This window comes from Alloyangia pacifica (assembly GCF_003111685.1).
Classification (GTDB): Bacteria; Pseudomonadota; Alphaproteobacteria; order Rhodobacterales; family Rhodobacteraceae; genus Salipiger; species Salipiger pacificus_A.
Genome location: NZ_CP022189.1, coordinates 2285960 through 2303285, shown reverse-complemented (window position 1 = coordinate 2303285; position 17326 = coordinate 2285960). Strand labels below are relative to the sequence as shown.

Sequence of the window (17326 nt, the reverse complement as noted above, 5' to 3'; positions counted from 1 at the left end):
TCCTTCCATGGTCGGCCGGGATGTGTGGCGCCTCTAGGCCCGGTCGGCGGGCGAGCCGGGCATCAGCTCATAGGGATGCTTCCAGCCCGGCAAGGCTTCGATACCACTTAGCCAGCGGTCGATGTTCGGCCAGTCTGCCCGGACAAAGCCAAAGGGCTCGGGATAGAAAAGATAGCCGCAGCAGCAGAAATCCGCGTGGGTCGGCCCGTCGCCGACGATCCAGTCGCGGCCGCCGAGGTGCGCGTCGAGCACCTGGTAGGCGGCCTTGAGACGCCCCTGGGTGAAGGCGATCACCTCGGCCGGGCGCTTGTCCTCCGGGAGGAAGTTCATCAGGAAACGCGTCATTCCGGCCGGGCTGCTGAGCTTGTGGTTGTCCCAGAACTGCCAGCGCAGCACCTCGCGCGCCTCCTCGGGCGTGGCGCCGCCGAACTTGCCGGTCTTCTCGGTGATATAGTGCTGGATCACCCCCGATTGGGTGAGGGTGATATCGCCATCGACCAGCACCGGCACCTCGCCCATCTCGTTGACCTCGGCGCGGTACTCGGGCGTGCGGGTGGCGCCATTGAAGAAATCCACCTTCACCGGTTCCCAGTCCAGCCCCGCGAGCTGCAGCGGCAGTGCCGCCTTGTAGGCATTTCCGGATTCTCCGAAACAGTAGAGCTTGATGGTCATGCGCGCGGTCTTTCCCTGTGCGTTGTGGCGCGGGCAGTGGCGGGGGCTTCGCGCCCCCGCATTCCCGCGGGATACTCGATCCTAGAAGAAACCTGTTTCGACGCCAGATGTAACCCGTTCTTAACCTCGCGGCGGAAAGACTGTCGGCGCGGTACAGGCTGGGACGCCGATGACCGCCCTAGCAGCAACCCCGCCGCCAAGCCGGAGGCCCTTGCAGGCCGGTGCCGCGGCGGGGCGGACCGAGTGCAGTCCCGCGTGGCCCGGCTCCTGGTGATCCGCCCGGTGATCCGCCCGGTGATCCGCCCGGTGACCGGGCTCGACGTGGCGTGGACCCGATGTGCGGCTCCGGTATGTCTTCTAGGCGGAACCATCCCGCGGGGGTCCGGGGGTGCGACACACCCGGTCCTTCGCCCGCCGCCCGCGCGGTCGAGGGGGGCGGAGGTCTGGCTCATCGCTTGCGCGCCTCGAGCTCGGCGTTGAACAGCCGCAGCCGGTGCGAGAGCACCTCGGCATCGGTCACGCTGCCGAAATTCTCGAAGAGGAAAGACAGCGCCTCGCCCTCGTCGAGCCCCGCCGCCGCCGAGAAGCTGCGCAGGCCGCGGTAGCCGTCCTCTGTCATCGCGACCGAGAAGCGTCGGGTGAGACGTAAGCGCTTGGGCATGGGCGGCTCCTTTCCGGTAACTTTCGCAACAGGGTTTCACTCTGCGGCCCCGGGCCTCGGCGCGCCGAGCCACCGCGGTCGGGATCGCGGCGCAGGTGCCGCGGTCCGCAGATGCAGAAACGCCCCGGTCGATCCGCGGTACGTCGCGAAGGACGAACAGCAGATCCGCGACCGGGGCGGTGTACTTGGGCTGTGCAGCTTGTATTGCGCCTGGCATGGGGCCTCCTCTCCCGTCCGCCAAGGCCTCGCGATGGTCCGCTGGGGGATCAGCCGGCCTTGCGCTCCAACTCGCCGAGCATCTGTTCGCCCCAGGCAAGCTGTTCTTTCAGTTCCTCGATCGCCATGGTCAGATCATCGCGCTGACGGATCATGTCGGCAAGACGTTCCTGGCCGATCTCGTAGCTGCGCGCGATCTGGGTCCGCTGCTGGTCACCCTTGTCATAGAGCTCCAGAAGCTGGCGGATCTCTTCGAGGCTGAAGCCGAAGCGCTTGCCGCGCAGGATCAGTTTCAGCCGAGCCCGGTCACGCCGGGTGAAGAGGCGCTTCTGTCCTTCACGGATGGGAAAGAGCAGTTCCTTCTGCTCGTAGAAACGGAGAGTCCGCGGCGTCACCTCAAACAGGTCGCACATTTCGCGGATCGTCATAAACTGGTCGTCACTCATGTCAGGTCTTCTACCTCACTTCGCGTCAAGATGACGGGTGAACTGCGCCTTTCATGACAATCCTACAACTGCCCCCTATCCTTTTGAGACCGCTACGCAACGTCATTTCCGAAATTACGTAACTTCGTTAAGCGTCACGCGATGGCGAGAAGAACTTTCTTTCCCCGGTTGCGCGTGACGCAGCCATTCGGGGGCTCGAATGTATGCAGCCGGGTACGAAATCAAAGCGTTTCAACACGCCCCGGGGGGGGTGATTCGTCCTATTCACCCAGCTCCTTGAGGGTCACATCCCGAAGCGCTTTGAGTTCCTCGATTGCCGAATCGAGCTGCGCGCGCTGCTCGCCGAGCTGCACGAGCTGCCGGTCCGCCATCTCCACCCAGGTGCGCATCTGTGCCTCGGTGCCGTCGCGTTCGTACATCTGCAGCCATTGCCGGATCTCCTCGAGTTGGAATCCGAACTTTCGCCCGCGCAGGATCAGCGTCATCCGCGCCACCTCGCGAGGGCCGTACCAGCGCGATCGCCCGTCACGATCGGGGGTGAGCAGCTCGATGTACTCGTAGTAGCGCAAGGTGCGTGGGGTGACCTCGAACCGTGCGCACATTTGCTTGAAGCTGAGACGTGTCTCGCTCATTGGGCCTCCTGACGTGGCGAAAGGTAATGCGGCACCGCGGCGAGGGCAATGGCCGCGCGGCTTGCGGTGCGCGATCCGTCGCCGCATAAAGACGCGAGACGAGAAAGGGATATCGCCATGTCCACGGATGCGGAGTCGGGTTTCGACCCGGCGGTTGCGGCCGAGCTGATCCTGCGGCTACCGCAGGCGCGCGCGCTGGGTCTGAAGATCACCGGCTTCGGCGATGGCTGTGCCGAGATTCACATGCCCTTCGCGGCGCAGCTCGTCGGCGACCCCGAGACCGGGGTGATCCATGGGGGTGCGGTCTCGACGCTGATGGACACCTGCGGCGGCGCTTCGGTCATGGCGCACCGCCAAGTCGAGGGGCACACCGCCACCATCAGCCTGCGCATCGACTACCTGCGCGCCGCCACGCCGGGGCAGGGGATCACCGCCCGGGCCGAGTGCCACCACGTGACCCGCTCGGTCGCCTTCGTGCGCGCCGTGGCGCTGGACGAGGACACGGCGCGCCCCGTCGCCATGGCCACCGGCACCTTCACCGTCCCGCAGCTGCGCGGCGACACGCCGGAGGACACCGCATGAGCCATCGCAAGCCCGAACCCGTCCAAGTGGTTAAGCAGCGCCGCGACACCGCGCTTCGCGCGCTGGCCGGCGGCGTGCCTTACGTGAATTTCCTCGGCATCACCTTCGACCGCCGCGGCGACGAGCTGACCGGGGTGCTGAACTTCGACGAGAAGCTGATCGGCAACCCTGACCTGCCAGCGCTGCACGGCGGGGTGACCGCCGCCTTTCTCGAGGTGACCTCGATCATCACCCTGAGCTGGATCAGCCTCTGGGGCGAGGTCGAATCCGGTCGGCTCGATCTCGAGACGCTGGAGCAGGGTCGGCTGCCGCGCCTGCCCAAGACCATCGATTTCACCATCGACTACCTGCGCCCCGGCCTGCCGCGCGACGCCTATGCCCGGGCCCGTGTCACCCGCTCGGGTCGGCGCTACGCCTCGGTCCATGCCGAAGCCTGGCAGGACAACCGCGACCGGCCGATCGTTCAGGCGGTGGGGCACTTCCTGATGCCCTGGGACGAGAGGTGAGCACGCCCCTTCGCACCGTCGCCTCCGTGCTCTCCATCCCTCTCTGAAGAAACCATGCGCTCCCAGAACCTCCCCCTGACCCACGGCCGCGTGCTGAAGATCGCGCTGCCGATCCTGCTCTCGAACGCCACGGTGCCGATCCTCGGCGCGGTGGACACCGCCGTGGTCGGCCAGATCCCCAGCCCCGAGCCGATCGCCGCGGTCGGCATCGGCGCGGTGGTGCTTTCGGCGATCTACTGGATCTTTGGCTTCCTGCGCATGGGCACCACCGGGCTCACCGCCCAAGCGCTCGGCGAGAATGATCGCTGCGAGGTCTCCGCCCTGCTCGCGCGGGCGCTGCTGATCGGTCTTGCCGGGGGCGTGCTGCTGATCGCGCTGCAGGCGCTGATCTTCCGCATCGCCTTTGCCGCCTCCCCGGCCTCGCAAGAGGTCGAGCAAATGGCGCAGAGCTACATGCAGATCCGCATCTGGTCGGCACCGGCGGCGGTGGCGATCTACGGGCTCACCGGCTGGCTGATCGCGCAGGAGCGGACGCGGGCAGTGCTGGTGCTGCAGCTTGGCATGAACGCGGTGAACGTGGTGCTCGATCTGGCGCTGGTGCTCTGGGTCGGCATGGGGGTCGAGGGCGTGGCGCTGGCCACCTTCGTCGCCGAATGGTCGGGTCTGGGCCTTGGCCTCTGGCTCTGCCGCGACGGCTTTGCCGAGGCCGGCTGGCGGAACCGGGCGCGGGTCTTCGATCCGGCGCGGCTGCGCCGCATGGCCGCGCTCAACGGCGATATCCTGATCCGCTCGCTGCTGCTGGAGGCGATCATCGTCTCGTTCATGCTGGTCGGCGGACGCTTCGGCGACGAGACCCTCGCGGCAAACCAGGTGCTGATGCAGTTCATGATGATCACCGCGCATACGATGGACGGCTTCGCCTTTGCCGCAGAGGCGCTGGTCGGCCAGGCGGTGGGGGCACGCAATCTGCCGCACCTGCGCCGCAGCGCCCGGCTCGCGGGCCTCTGGTGCGTGGTGGCGGCGCTTCTGCTGGCGGGGCTCTTCTGGCTCGTCGGACCTCTGCTGATCCGTGGCATCGCCGCCGACGAGGCGGTGCGCGCCGCGGCAATTGCCTTCCTGCCATGGATGGTTGTCTCGCCGCTGCTGCAGGCGTTGCCCTTCACGCTCGACGGCATCTTCATCGGTGCGACGCGCTCGGCGGACATGCGCAACATGATGGCGGTCTCGGCGGTGATCTACGCGGCGGTGCTGCTGCTGGCGCTGCCGGCGATGGGCAACCACGGGCTCTGGCTGGCCTACCAGGTCTCCTTCCTTGCTCGCGGGCTGACGCTGGCGCTGCGCTACCCGGCGTTGGAACGCTGGGTGGCCAAGGGCGGCTGAAGCGGGGGCTCCGCCCGCCGCGTCGCTGCCTAGGGCCCCGCTTCCGAGACGCCGCGCGCGTCTCCCCCCGGGATTTTCCGGCCCAAAAGATAAACCGGAGGCAACGCGCACCTCCGGCTTCTTCTCTTTCCAAATACGCGAATTCGGCGCACGCGCGAGAGGCGCACCGCCGCAAGCGAGGCTCAGCCGGCGGCGGCCTGGACCTCGGCGACGATCCCGTCGACCACCTGCGCCAGCAGCGCTTCGTCCTCGCATTCTGCCATCACCCGGATCAAAGGCTCGGTGCCCGACTTGCGGATCAGCAGCCGGCCGCGACCCGAGAGCTGCGCCTCGGCCTCGGCGATGGCGCCCTGCACGCTGGCGGCGTCAAGCGGCGTCTGCCCGGCGCCGAAGCGCACGTTCTTAAGCAGCTGCGGCACCGGCTCGAAGTTGCGCGCGAGGCGGCTGGCGGGCTGCCCGGTGCGGACCATCTCGGCGAGGAACTGCAGCCCCGCCATGAGACCATCGCCGGTCGTGGCGTAATCGGTCATCACGATGTGGCCCGACTGCTCGCCTCCGAGGTTGAAGCCACGCGCCCGCATCATCTCGACCACGTAGCGGTCGCCGACCTTGGTGCGGGCGAGGGTGAGCCCGCGATCGCCGAGGTAGCGCTCGAGCCCGAGGTTCGACATCACAGTGGCGACGAGCGTGCCACCGGCAAGCCGGTCTTCCTCGGCCCAGCGGCCGGCCATCAGCGCCATGATCTGATCGCCGTCCGCGACGGTGCCTTTCTCGTCGATCAGGATCACCCTATCGGCATCGCCGTCGAGGCAGATGCCGACATCGGCGCCATGCGCCACCACGGTCTCGGCGGCGGTCTGCGGCTTGGTCGAGCCGCATTGGTCGTTGATGTTGAGCCCGTTCGGATGCGTCCCCACCGGGATCACCTCGGCGCCGAGCTCCCAGAGAACCTCGGGCGCGGCGCGGTAGGCGGCGCCATTGGCGCAGTCGATCACCACCTTTATGCCGTCAAGCCGCATGCCGTGCGGGAAGCTCGATTTCACCCGCTCCTGGTAGCGGAAGCGGCCATCGTCGATCCGCTTGGCGCGGCCGATGTTGCCGGCCTGGGCCGGCTCGACGCCCGCCTCGACCAGCGCCTCGATCTCGGCCTCTGCCTCATCCGAGAGCTTGAAGCCGTCGGGGCCGAAGAACTTGATGCCATTGTCATGCGCAGGATTGTGCGAGGCCGAGATCATGATCCCGACGTCGGCGCGCATCGAGGGCGTCAGCAGCCCCACCGCCGGGGTCGGCACCGGGCCGAGCAGCAGCACGTTCATGCCGGTCGAGGTGAGCCCCGCCGTCAGCGCGGTCTCGAACATGTAGCCCGAGAGCCTTGTGTCCTTGCCGATCACCACGCGGTGCGTGCCGCCCGCCTCGCGGCGGAAGTAGCGCCCGGCGGCGGCGCCGATGGCCAGCGCCATCTCGGCGGTCATCGGGTGCATGTTGGCGGTGCCGCGCACCCCGTCGGTGCCGAAAAGCTTGCGGGTCATTCTTGGCCTCCTTCTTCGACGGCCTGCCAGAGCGTCAGGGCTTGGCGCGTCTCGCGCACGTCGTGCACGCGGATGATCTGGGCCCCCTGCGCCACGCCTGCAAGGGCGGTGGCGATGGAGCCGGGGAAACGGTTGGCGGCCTCGGCCTCGCCCGAGAGCTTGCCGATGAAGCCCTTGCGGGAGACGCCCAGCAGGATCGCGCAGCCAAGGCCGTGGAACAGCGACAACCCGTTCAGCAGCGCGAGATTCTGATCGAGGGTCTTGGCAAAGCCGATGCCGGGATCGACCACGATCTTCTCGCGCGGCAGCCCGGCGTGCTCCAGCGCATGCACCTGCGTCTCGAGAAAGTCGTAGACGTCGAGCAGCACGTCGGCGTAATCGGTCTCGGCGCTCATCGTCTCGGGCGTGCCGCGCATGTGCATGACGCAGACGGGCAGGCGGGAGGAGGCGCAGAACTCGGTCATCTCGGGATCGAAGACCAGCCCCGAGACATCGTTGATCAGCGTGGCACCGGCCTCGGCGGCGGCGCGGGCGACGGCGGCCTTGCGGGTGTCGACCGAGATCGGCACGCCCTTCAGTGCCTCGGTGACCGGCACGACGCGGGCGATCTCTTCGTCGACCGGCACTTCCGGCGCGCCGGGGCGCGTGCTCTCGCCCCCTATGTCGAGGATGTCGGCGCCGTCCTGCAGCATCCGGCGGGCGCGGGCGATGGACTCCTGCGCCGAGGCATCGGTGCCGCCGTCGGAAAAGCTGTCTGGGGTAACATTGAGAATGCCCATGATCCGCGGGCCGTCCATCGACAGGCCGGCGACGGGCTCGCGCGGGGCGGTGAGCCGGGCCAGCACGTCCTGTGGCACCTCGGAGACCGGAACCACCGTCACCGCCTCGCCGCGGGCATGGCGCGCGCACTGGCTGAACCAGCGCGGACCCCCGGCAAGCGGCAGGGCGTCATCTGGGCGGGCGTGTCCGCACTGGACGAGGGGGCGGTATCGGGCAGTCATTGAGCGTCTGTGCCCGATGCGCGCCCGCTTGGCAAGCCGGGCGGCGACGGGCTCAGAGCGTGGTATTTCCGACTGTTACAGCCCGCGCCGGAACCGTCAGACCGGCGGGCGGCTCTTCGCCGATCATCACCAGCTCGCAGGCCTCCATCAGCCCGGCGAACCAGCCCGCCAGCTCGGCGGGGTCTTCGGGGTGGGCTTCCTGACCGGTCGGCGTGTCGAGCACGATCTTCGACGGCGCCCAGATGCAGCTCTGGCCGTTCTTCATCGCCCAGTCGAGCTCGGTGCGGGTGGCGACCACCTTGGCGCGCGGGTCGCGGGCCGCAAGCATCCAGGCGTTCTGTTCGATCGCCAGCAGGTCGATCCGGCGCTGCGCCAGCGGGTGGCTGGCCTGAGGTCGCGCCCCTTCGGGCAGGCCGACGCAGAGGATCACCGGCGCGCCCAGGGTCTCGGCCTGGTCGAGCCAGCCCGAGAGCGCGGTGTCGGCGATGGCGGCGTTCGACAGGTAGATCACCCGCGGATGCGGGCGCTCGCGGGCGCCATCCTGCGCCGCGCCCACCGGTTCGCCGTCGCGGGCGCGGACGATCTCGACCCCCAGCGCGCCGGGGCCGCGGTCGAGCTTCTCGATCCGCACGAAGACCCGCAGCGCCTGCGGCTCCAGCAGGATGCGTTCGGCGATGCGCTCGGCGAGGGTCTCGAGCAGGTTCAGCCGCTCGGCCTCGAGCTCGGCGGCGATCGCCTCGGTCACCTTGTCGTAGGAGAGGATCAGATCGACATCGTCCTCGAGCGCGCCCTTGCCGGGCGCCACCTCGACCACGACGTTGAAGCGCACGCGCTGGCGATTGCCGCGCTCGGCCTGGAAAGCGCCGATCTCGACCTCGACCACGTGGTCGCGCAGCGAGATGCGGTCGCGCGGGGTCTCGCCGGCGGTGGCGATGGCCCGTTCGTCGGGATGGGCGAAGGCGAGGCGGATTTCATCGGCCATGGCAGCGGCTCCGGAAGCGAAAACTGCCGCCTCTCTAGCAGGGGCCTGACGCAGGGGCGACCCCGACAACGGCGTGCCGGGGGAGAAAAGCGGCGCTCAGTTGCTGGTGCTGATACGGTAGTTCGCGCCGCGGTAGAAGTAATGCGCGCCGATGGTGGCCGTCTTGGTGAACTTGCGGGCCCAGCTCGGGCGCACGGCGCGGGTGTGATAATAGGTGGCGCCCTGGGTCAGCGCCCGCGGCGCGCCCGAGATCACCGCCTTGGCCACCTTGGCAACGCGGTCCCAGGCGGCCTTTTCGCTGACGTGCTCGGGGCGGCCGTCGCAGGTGTAGGAGAACTGGCAGGCGTGCAGGCGCCCGGTGCCCTGGTTGATCACCCCGCAGACCGAGTCCGGGAAGCGCGGGCTGTCGACGCGGTTCATGATCACCTCGGCGACAGCGAACTGCCCCTGCAGGCTCTCGCCGCGGGCCTCGAAGTAGAGCGCCTCGGCCAGGCACTGGAACTGAGCGCCGCCGGTCGCCTTGGGCTGGGTGGCGAGCCAGGCGCGGTCGTAGTGGGGGACCTTCGAGCTGCCGGCCGAGACCGGCGTGATCATGCTGCGCAGATGCGAAGAATTTGCGGAACGAAGCGCGCTCTGTTCGAGTTTGACGAGGTGACGGATGCTGTCATGCTGGATGTCAGCGCGGACGGGAAGCGCCGCAAAACATGCGGCGATGACGATCGCGGTGGCACGAAACATTAAGGGCTCTCACAGCTCGGGGGGGCACCCCGAGGGATGCCGAAATCCGAGGCGATTTACAAAAAAGTCGCCAATTCGTCCACCCAAGTAAGACCGCGCAAAAGGACAGCGTCCTTATCCCTTGTGGAAAACGGCCCTTTTTAGGCGAATTTCGGCCTTTTTCCCCCGATTTTCTCTTTTAGCGCGAGTTGCGCAGCGGCAAGTCTTGCAACCGGAACGCGGAATGGTGAGCAGCTCACGTAGTCGATTCCGGCCTCCCTGCAGAAGGCAATCGAATCAGGGTCGCCGCCATGCTCGCCGCAGATCGAGAGCATGATTCCGCGGTTGCCGTGTCTCCCGCGCTCAACCCCGATCTTGATCAGCTCGCCCACCCCTTCGGGGTCGAGCCGGTGGAACGGGTCCTCGGCAAAGACCCCTTGCTGCACGTAATGCGACATGAAGCGTCCGGCGTCGTCGCGCGACAGCCCGTAGGTCATCTGCGTGAGGTCGTTGGTGCCGAAGGACATGAAATGCGCATGCTGGGCGATCTCGTCGGCGCGCAGGCAGGCGCGCGGGGTCTCGACCATCACGCCGAGCGAATAGTCGAAGGCCCGGCCACGCTCGTTGCGCACCGCGGCGGCGACGGCGTCGATGCGGGTCTTCACCAGTTCGACCTCCTTCATCGCCGAAACCAGCGGCAGCATGATCTCGGGCTCCACCGGGGCACCGTCTTTCGACGCATCCAGCGTCGCCTCGAAGATGGCCCGCGCCTGCATGTCGTAGATCTCGGGCACGGCGATGCCGAGCCGCACGCCGCGCATGCCCAGCATCGGGTTGTACTCGCCCATCGACTCGACCCGTCGGGTCACGTCGCTGACCGGCAGGTCGAGCGCCTCGGCCAGATCGCGCAGCCCGGCGCGGTCGGTGGGCAGGAACTCGTGCAGCGGCGGATCGAACAGGCGGATGCAGACGGGCATGCCCTCCATGATCCGGAAAAGTTCCGTGAAGTCTGCACGTTGCATTGGCAGAAGCCGGGCAAGCGCGGCCTTCCGGTCCTCGGGGCTGTCGGCGAAGATCATCTCGCGCATCGGGGTGATGCGGTCGGCCTCGAAGAACATGTGCTCGGTCCGGCACAGGCCAATCCCCTGCGCCGCGAAGTTGCGCGCGGTGGCGGCATCGGCGGGGGTGTCGGCATTGGCGCGGATGCCGATGTCACGGGCGTCGTCGGCCCAGGACATGAAGGTGCGGAAGGCGTCGTCCAGCGCCGCCTCGACCATCGCCGGCGCCCCTGCGAGGATTTGCCCCGAGGTGCCGTCGACGGTGATCGTGTCACCCTCGTAGAACCGGCGGCCATCCTGTGAAATCAACACTTTGTCGTTCAGACGAAAGCCCATGTTGGCGGCGCCTACTACCGAGGGCAGGCCGAGCCCGCGGCCGATCACCGCCGCGTGGCTGGTCATCCCGCCGCGCTCGGTCAGCACCGCGGCGGCCACATGCATGCCGCGCACGTCCTCGGGCGAGGTCTCGCGCCGGACAAGGACGCAGGGCTCGCCGCGCGCAGCCGAGGCCTGCGCCTCGGCGGCACTGAAGACGATCTTGCCAGTGGCGGCGCCGGGCGAGGCGGCGACGCCCTTGCCGATTACGTCGCGCTCCGCCTCGGGCGACACCTGCCGGTGCAGCAGTTCCGACAGCCCGCGCGGTTCCACCCGCATCAGCGCCTCTTCCCGGGTGATGATCCCGTCTTCGGCGAGCCGCACGGCAATGCGCAGCGCACCGCGGGGCGAGCGCTTCACCCGCACCCCGTCAAGGATATGAACCCTGCCGTTCTCGAGGGTGAATTCGATCTGCATCTCGGCGCGCAGGCGCTGGCGCATCAGCCGCGCGTGGGCCTTGAGCTGCTCGAAGGCCTCCGGCGCCAGCTCCTCCAGCGAGGGTCCGCGCGGATCGCGTTCGAGAAACAGCGCCGCGCTCTCGTCGTGCAGCGCGTCGCGGCCCTGGCTCTGGTGCAGGTAGCGTCCGGTGATCTGCGGCAGGCCGGTGTCGGAGTTGACCAGTTGCAGAACGCCAGAGCCGCATTCGCCGATGCCCAGCCCCAGCGCCATCTCCTGCACGATGAGCCCCAGCCCGGCGTCCACCGGCGCCCCCTTGGCCTGGCGCAGCAGCCGGGCGGTGGTGCCTTCCCAGGCGCGGGCCATGGTGCGCAGAACGGCGGTAAGCTGAACGGCGGGATCCTGCGGGAAGGGCTCCTCGGCTTCTTCCTCGTAGGCGCGGAGCGCGTCCGACAGGCCCTGCTGGCCTTCGGTGTCGATCTCTTCAAAGACATCGGGGTCGAGCCGCGCCACGTGGATCGCGTAGCCGGTGACAAAACGCTTGTAGAGCGCCGAGGCCGCCTCCGCCCCGATGCGGTCGGAATAGTCGATGAAGGTGCCATCGTTCATGCCGATGTTGAGCACCGAGCCCGGCCCGCCCCAGTCGGGATCCTCGGAGGAGGGGCGCACGCAGAGCAGCGTGCCGGGGGTGAACTGGCCGAGAATCAGCGCGGGCGGCGGCACCTCGCCCTGCGCGATGCGGTGCACCGTGTCGAAGCTCAGCGCAACGGTGCGCGGCACCGGAAGTTCGAGTCGGACCAGCCGCTGCAGGCACTTAGCACGGCCGCCATGGCTCGGCGTCGTGATCGGCGCCGAGGGAGTGATGAGCGTGACATGCGGATCATCGGCCTGCATGTCTTTCCGGTAGGTGTCGGGCATGACGGGGCCCCTGTTTCTCCGCAATGCAGCATATCCCGAAAAGGGTGTGCCGCACTAATACCTTTTGAAAGGCCCGGTGCCATGACGGGGCGTAACGAGGCGGCACCGGTCCCGAAATGATCGCCCCGGCGCGCCGTCGGGGCGGTGGCGCTAGCCTTCGACGCGGGTCAAATCGGCCACTTGCAGGCAGGTCTGGCGGATCCGCGACAGCAGGTTGAGCCGGTTGCGGCGCACCACCTGGTTGTCCGAGTTCACCTGCACCGCCTCGAAGAAGGCGTCGATCGGTCCGCGCAGCGCGGCCATGGCGGCCATCGCGGCGGCGAAGTCTTCCTTGGCCATCGCCGGGGCGATCTCGGCCTCGGCCGTGTCCAGCGCGGCGAACAGCGCCTTCTCCTCGTCGCTCTCGGCGAACTTGGGGTCGGCACCGAAACTGTATTCGACCCCGTCCTTCTCTTCGGCCTGCGTCAGGATGTTGTTGGCGCGCTTGAAGCCCTGAACGAGGTTGCCACCGTCTTCAGTCGCCAGCGTCTCGCTCAGCGCCGTGGCGCGGGTCACCAGCAGCGCAAGATCGTCGCGGTTCGGCATCGCGAGGCAGGCGTCGATCACGTCGTGGCGGATGCCCTCGTCGCGCAGGTGCACCTTCAGGCGGTCATGGATGAAGGCCAGCAGGTCGTCGCTGAGATCGTTCGAATGCTGCTCGACCTCGGCGATCCACTCCGGCGCGTCACCCTCGATCTGGTCGATCACCGCGCGCACCGCCGCACCGAAGACCCCGTGATGCGCGATCTCGCGCAGCAGTTCGTCGCGCAGCGCCTCCTCGTGCTTGCCCTCGGGGTTGATCTTGTGGCGCAGCAGCTGCGCGTCGATCAGCCGGTCGAGATGCAGCCGCAGGCCGTTGTTCAGCACCAGCCGGATCACGCCAAGCGCGGCGCGGCGCAGGGCGAAGGGGTCCTTCGAGCCGGTGGGCTTCTCGTCGATCGCCCAGAAGCCGGTCAGCGTGTCGAGCTTGTCGGCCAGCGCCACCGCCACCGAGACCGGCGCCGTCGGCACGTCGTCGGACGGGCCCAGGGGCGAGTAATGCTCCTGGCAGGCGGCGGCCACCTCGGTCGGAAGCCCCGCGGCCTCGGCGTAGTAGCGGCCCATGAGGCCCTGAAGCTCGGGGAACTCGTAGACCATCTCGGACGACAGATCCGCCTTGGCCACCAGCGCGGCCTGCTCGGCGAGCGCGGCATCGGCGCCGACCATCGGTGCGATCTCGCGGGCCAGCGCGGCGATGCGCTCGATGCGGGCCTTCTGGCTGCCCATCTTGTTGTGGAAGGTCACGTTGCCAAGCCGCTCGGTCCAGGCGGTCAGCCCCTCGGACTTGGCAACGCGCAGGTCGTTCTCCCAGAAGAACTTGGCGTCCGACAGGCGGGCCGAAAGCACCTTCTGGTTGCCCGCGAGGATGGTCGCGCCATCGTCCGCGGTCTCTATGTTGGCCACGGTGACGAAGCGCTCGATCCGTCCGGTCGCGGCATTCTTCACCGAGAAGAACTTCTGGTGCTCCTTCATCGAGGTTTGCAGCACCTCGGGCGGCAGCTGCAGGAAGTCCTCGCCGATTTCGCCCATCAGCGCGACGGGCCATTCCACAAGGCCTGCCACCTCGGCCAGCAGACCCCGGTCCTCAACCACCTCAAGCCCCGCGGCAAAGGCGCGGTTGGTGGCGTCATGCCAGATGGTGTCGGCGCGCTCGGCGGGGCTAAGCACAACCTTGGCGCGCTTCAGCTTGGCCTCGTAATCGTCGAAGGACGACACTTCGAAGGGCTCGCCGCCCATGAAACGGTGGCCGCGGGTGGTCTTGCCCGCGGTGATGCCGTCAATCTCCAGCGGCACCACCTCGGCGCCCTGCTCGTCGCTGAGCAGGCAGATGATCGAATGCAGCGGACGCACCCAGCGCAGCGAGCCCGCGCCCCAGCGCATCGACTTCGGCCAGGGGAAATTGCGGACCGTCTTTTCCAGCACTTCGGCGATGATCTCGGCGGCCGGGCGACCGGGCTTCTCGATGATGGCGAAAAGCACTTTGCCCTTCTTGTCCTCGCGCTCCTCGCATTGCGCGCGGGTGACCCCGGCGCCGCGCAGGAAGCCCTCGATGGCCTTCTCGGGCGCGTCGACCTTGGGGCCGCGGCGCTCTTCGCGGGTGGCAGGCGAGGCGGCCAGAAGCCCCTGCACCGTCAGCGTCAGCCGGCGCGGCGTCGAGAAGGCGGCGGCGCCCGCATAGGTCAGGCCGGCCTCGACCAGACCGTCGGTGACGAGCTTCTTCAGGTCCTCGGCGGCGCGGGTCTGCATCCGGGCCGGAATTTCTTCGGAAAAGAGTTCGATCAGCAGGTCGGGCATGGTCTCACCAAGGTAAAGTTCGGATGCGGGGATAGACCCATGCGGCGCTGGCGTCCAGCCGTTAGCGGCAATGTTGCGGGGATGGCTCGGACGGCGCGCCGCCCATCAGCCGCGCGGCATCTTCAGCACGACGTTTCGGCCGCTCTTCACGTAGCGCAGCTCGTCCTCGGAGATGGCCGCGATGCGTCCGCCGTCGATGCGGTCGCCGACCTGCACCTTCTGGTACTTGCCCGACGGCAGGCGGACCAGCGCGCGGCGGCTCGAATCCTTGCCGTAGATGCCGATCAGGCTGACCTCGCGCAGGTTGATCTGGTCGCTCAATGTCGCGCTCTTGGCCACGCTGGCGTTCTGCGGGATGCTCGGGCCGGGCGCGATGGCAACCGCCGGCGCGTTCGAGGCCTGTTTCACCGCCTCCTGAACGATCGCCTCCATGCTGCGCGGGCGCGGCAGCGGGGTGAGCGAGGCGCCGATGGCCTGATCGGTGACCGGCAGGTCGAGCGCCAGCGCCTCTTCCTGCGCGGTGAGCGGACGCATCTGCGGGCGCATCTGCTCGAGCTCGGCGAGCGAGACGCCGCCCAGCACCGCCCGCTCGGTCTGCTCGATAAGATCGCCGGGACGGCCGCGGGGCCGGAAGCCGGACGGCGCCGGATCGGCGGCGGGGTCAGGCGCAGGACTCTCTGCATCCGCCTCCGGTGCCGCGGCCTCGCCCTCTGCAGGCGCCGCCTCGTCCGCAGGCCCTTCGGGCGCCGCCTCCGGCACGGGATCGCGCAGCGGCGGGGTCTGCGGCGGCAGGCCGGAAAAGATGCGGACCCCGTCGGGCGAGACCGTGCCCTCGGCCGAGGCCTTGACCAGCCCGCGGTCGTCGAGATCGAAGCGCACGCCGGGACCGGGTGGCAGGCGCACCGGCTCGAGGCTCAGGTCCTCGCGCGGTCCGGCGTCGAGATCGGGCAGGGCGACGGCATCGAACTGCTGCACCTCGGGGTCGATCGAGGCAACGTAGACATCCTCGGCGTTGGTCTGAGGCGGCCGCGCCGGGGCGTTCGGCGCGCGCTGCCAGATGCCGGTGACGGCATAGGTCTCGGCGGCCTCGTCGCTGGTCATCTGGTTGCGCTCGGTCACCCGCGGCGACGGGAGCTCTTCTAAGCCCTCGCTGGCCGGCGGCGGCAGGTCGAGCGCGGCGAGCATGGCGTCGGCGTCTTCCTCGGCGTCGGGCTCCTCGGCAGCCAAGTCGGCAGAGGCGGCACTCGGGGCGCCCTCGGAGATCTCCCCGGGGGCCGCCAGCGCCAAGTCCTCCGCCTGCGACGGGGCGAAGAAGCGCGAGATCTCATCGCCCAGCAGAACCGACGAGAAAGCCGCCACGGCGGCAAGGAAAAGCAGCAGCAGCACGGTCAGGATGAGCCCGAGGAAACGCGGCTTGCCACCGACTTTCTGCTCGCCTCTTGCACCGAAGACGGTCAGCCGTTCGCGCTCTTCCTCGGGGGTCAGCGAGGCGGCGGCGCGGCGGGCGCGGCTGTCAGAACGATCCGCCTCCTGACGCAGCGCGGCGACGCGCGCCTGCCCCGAGACCGGGGCGCTGCCCGAGGGGGCCAGCGGTTGCGAGACCGGCGGGCGCGGGGTGACCTGCTTGATCCCCTGCGTGGTGTCCGAGCCGGTCTCCGGCGCCTCGGGGGTGCGGATCGTCACGGCCGGGGCCTGCGGCGCGGCGGGCTCGGTCTTCTCGCGGCGTTTGCCGAAGCCGAAGGGCCGCCGCTTGCCGGGCTGCGCCTCGGAGCCGGGCGCCTTGGCGGGGTCGGCCTGTGGGCGCAGGTCGGGCGTCCCGGCTGGCGCGATCTCCGGGGCCGGGGGCGGCGCGGGGTTTGCGGCCGGCGGGACTTCGCGCCCCATGCTGAGCCGCGGCGTCGTGGCCGGAGCCGCCGGCGCCGGGCCGCGGCTGGCGCGCACGCTACTGAAGCTCGGTGCGCCGGGAGGCGAGACGGGGTGCGCGATCGGCCGCGCGACCGGGGCAGGCGGGGGCGCAGCCTCGGGGGTGGGCATCGGAACGGGCTCGGGGTCCGACTCGGCAGGCCTTTGCGGGGCGCCGGGATCGGCCTGCGGCGTTTCTGCGGCGACAGGAGCCTCGACATGTTCGTCAATCGGGGCGTCGCCCGTGCCGTCAATCGGTGAAGCGGGCGGCGCCGGTGTTGCGGCGACTGCGGGCGCTTCCGTGGCAACGGCAGGGGTGTCCGGGGCGGTCTGCGGTTCAGTGGCGGGCTCTGGCTCCGCCGGGCCCGGAATCGTCTCGGCGGCTTGCGCCTCGGTCGTCACCTCCAGCGGCAGCAGCACCACCTTGCCCGGACGTTCGGGGGTGGCGCCCTGCCAGGTGTCGGCGGGGCCGAAATAGGCGGTGCCGCGGAAGGTGCCCGAGGGCGGGATGGCGGCAAAGAGCACCGGCTCGAACCCGCGCTCGCGCAGGAAGGTCTCGGCCTCCTCCAGCGACTCCCGCGCCACGGCAGCGCCAAGCAGGGTGGTGCCGGACAGCGACCAGTCGAGAACCAGATCCGCGACCCGGTAGGGCGTCGCGCCTTCAAGCGCGGCTTCCAGCGCGGCGCGGCGCTCGTCCTCGGTGCCGGGATCGGGCATCTCGAGATAGCGCACCTGGTCGTTGGGCAGGAATAGCGCCACCTGCACCCCCGCGGGGTCGAGCGCCTGCGCGCGCTCGCGCATGGCGTCAAAGCCGTCCGCAGACAGATCGGCATCGGCCAGCGCAAGCCATCCGCCGGCCTCGCGGCGCAGCAGGGTAAGCCCGTCGGATGTAAGCGAAAGCGCGAAATCTGGTATCATGCGCGGTCTCTAGCACTGCTCTTGGAGCTATGGGAGTCTCCGGCTCCTTGAGCGCAGCCTAC

The 17326-nt window shown here is 68.9% G+C and carries 14 protein-coding genes; 3 read left to right on the top strand and 11 right to left on the bottom strand.

Going from position 1 to position 17326, the window contains the following annotated elements; translation table 11 throughout:
• Positions 1–33: 33 nt before the first annotated feature.
• The 4 genes from CEW88_RS11075 to CEW88_RS11060 form a co-directional block, all read right to left on the bottom strand.
• The gene (locus CEW88_RS11075; RefSeq protein WP_108966776.1) at positions 34–672 is read right to left on the bottom strand and encodes a glutathione S-transferase family protein; all 639 of its coding nucleotides are present in this window, start codon (positions 670–672) and stop codon (positions 34–36) included.
• Between the two features lie 448 nt (positions 673–1120).
• The gene (locus tag CEW88_RS11070) at positions 1121–1333 is read right to left on the bottom strand and encodes a hypothetical protein (RefSeq protein WP_108966774.1); all 213 of its coding nucleotides are present in this window, start codon (positions 1331–1333) and stop codon (positions 1121–1123) included.
• Positions 1334–1599: 266 nt separating this feature from the next.
• Entirely contained in the window at positions 1600–1995 is a 396-nt protein-coding gene (locus CEW88_RS11065; protein WP_108966772.1) for a MerR family transcriptional regulator, read from the bottom strand.
• A 260-nt stretch (positions 1996–2255) separates the two neighbouring features.
• Positions 2256–2627 (bottom strand): MerR family transcriptional regulator, encoded by a 372-nt coding sequence (locus CEW88_RS11060; protein WP_108966770.1) that lies wholly within the window; start codon positions 2625–2627, stop codon positions 2256–2258.
• 117 nt (positions 2628–2744) lie between these two features.
• Here CEW88_RS11060 and CEW88_RS11055 point away from each other — a divergent pair, with 117 nt between their 5' ends.
• Genes CEW88_RS11055 through CEW88_RS11045 form a run of 3 tightly spaced genes read left to right on the top strand, consistent with a single transcriptional unit; the run spans position 2745 to position 5095 of the window.
• The gene (locus CEW88_RS11055; RefSeq protein WP_108966768.1) at positions 2745–3209 is read left to right on the top strand and encodes a PaaI family thioesterase; all 465 of its coding nucleotides are present in this window, start codon (positions 2745–2747) and stop codon (positions 3207–3209) included.
• Positions 3206–3715 (top strand): PaaI family thioesterase, encoded by a 510-nt coding sequence (locus CEW88_RS11050; RefSeq protein WP_108966766.1) that lies wholly within the window; start codon positions 3206–3208, stop codon positions 3713–3715. Before CEW88_RS11055 ends, CEW88_RS11050 begins: the two co-directional genes overlap by 4 nt.
• 54 nt (positions 3716–3769) lie before the next feature.
• Complete coding sequence (locus CEW88_RS11045) at positions 3770–5095, top strand: MATE family efflux transporter (RefSeq protein ID WP_108966764.1); 1326 nt, start codon at positions 3770–3772, stop codon at positions 5093–5095.
• A 182-nt stretch (positions 5096–5277) separates the two neighbouring features.
• Here CEW88_RS11045 and glmM read toward each other — a convergent pair whose 3' ends face one another.
• The 7 genes from glmM to CEW88_RS11010 form a co-directional block, all read right to left on the bottom strand.
• Positions 5278–6624 (bottom strand): phosphoglucosamine mutase, encoded by a 1347-nt coding sequence (glmM, locus tag CEW88_RS11040; protein WP_108966762.1) that lies wholly within the window; start codon positions 6622–6624, stop codon positions 5278–5280.
• A complete protein-coding gene (gene folP / locus CEW88_RS11035; protein ID WP_108966760.1) occupies positions 6621–7625 on the bottom strand; it encodes a dihydropteroate synthase in 1005 nt (334 codons plus the stop codon). The genes glmM and folP overlap by 4 nt, the downstream gene beginning before the upstream one ends.
• Positions 7626–7677: 52 nt before the next feature.
• Complete coding sequence (locus tag CEW88_RS11030; RefSeq protein ID WP_108966758.1) at positions 7678–8607, bottom strand: dihydroneopterin aldolase; 930 nt, start codon at positions 8605–8607, stop codon at positions 7678–7680.
• 96 nt (positions 8608–8703) lie between these two features.
• On the bottom strand, positions 8704–9345 hold the full coding sequence (locus CEW88_RS11025) for a cell wall hydrolase (RefSeq protein WP_108966757.1): 642 nt from the start codon (positions 9343–9345) through the stop codon (positions 8704–8706).
• A gap of 140 nt (positions 9346–9485) precedes the next feature.
• Positions 9486–12071: a putative PEP-binding protein gene (locus CEW88_RS11020; RefSeq protein WP_108966755.1), complete on the bottom strand. Its 2586-nt coding sequence runs from the start codon at positions 12069–12071 to the stop codon at positions 9486–9488.
• Positions 12072–12221: 150 nt separating this feature from the next.
• Positions 12222–14444 carry a glycine--tRNA ligase subunit beta gene (gene glyS / locus CEW88_RS11015; RefSeq protein ID WP_108966753.1) on the bottom strand — a complete coding sequence of 741 codons (2223 nt, stop codon included), beginning with the start codon at positions 14442–14444 and terminating at the stop codon, positions 12222–12224.
• 105 nt (positions 14445–14549) lie between these two features.
• Positions 14550–17264 carry a hypothetical protein gene (locus CEW88_RS11010; protein ID WP_108966751.1) on the bottom strand — a complete coding sequence of 905 codons (2715 nt, stop codon included), beginning with the start codon at positions 17262–17264 and terminating at the stop codon, positions 14550–14552.
• Positions 17265–17326 lie beyond the last annotated feature (62 nt).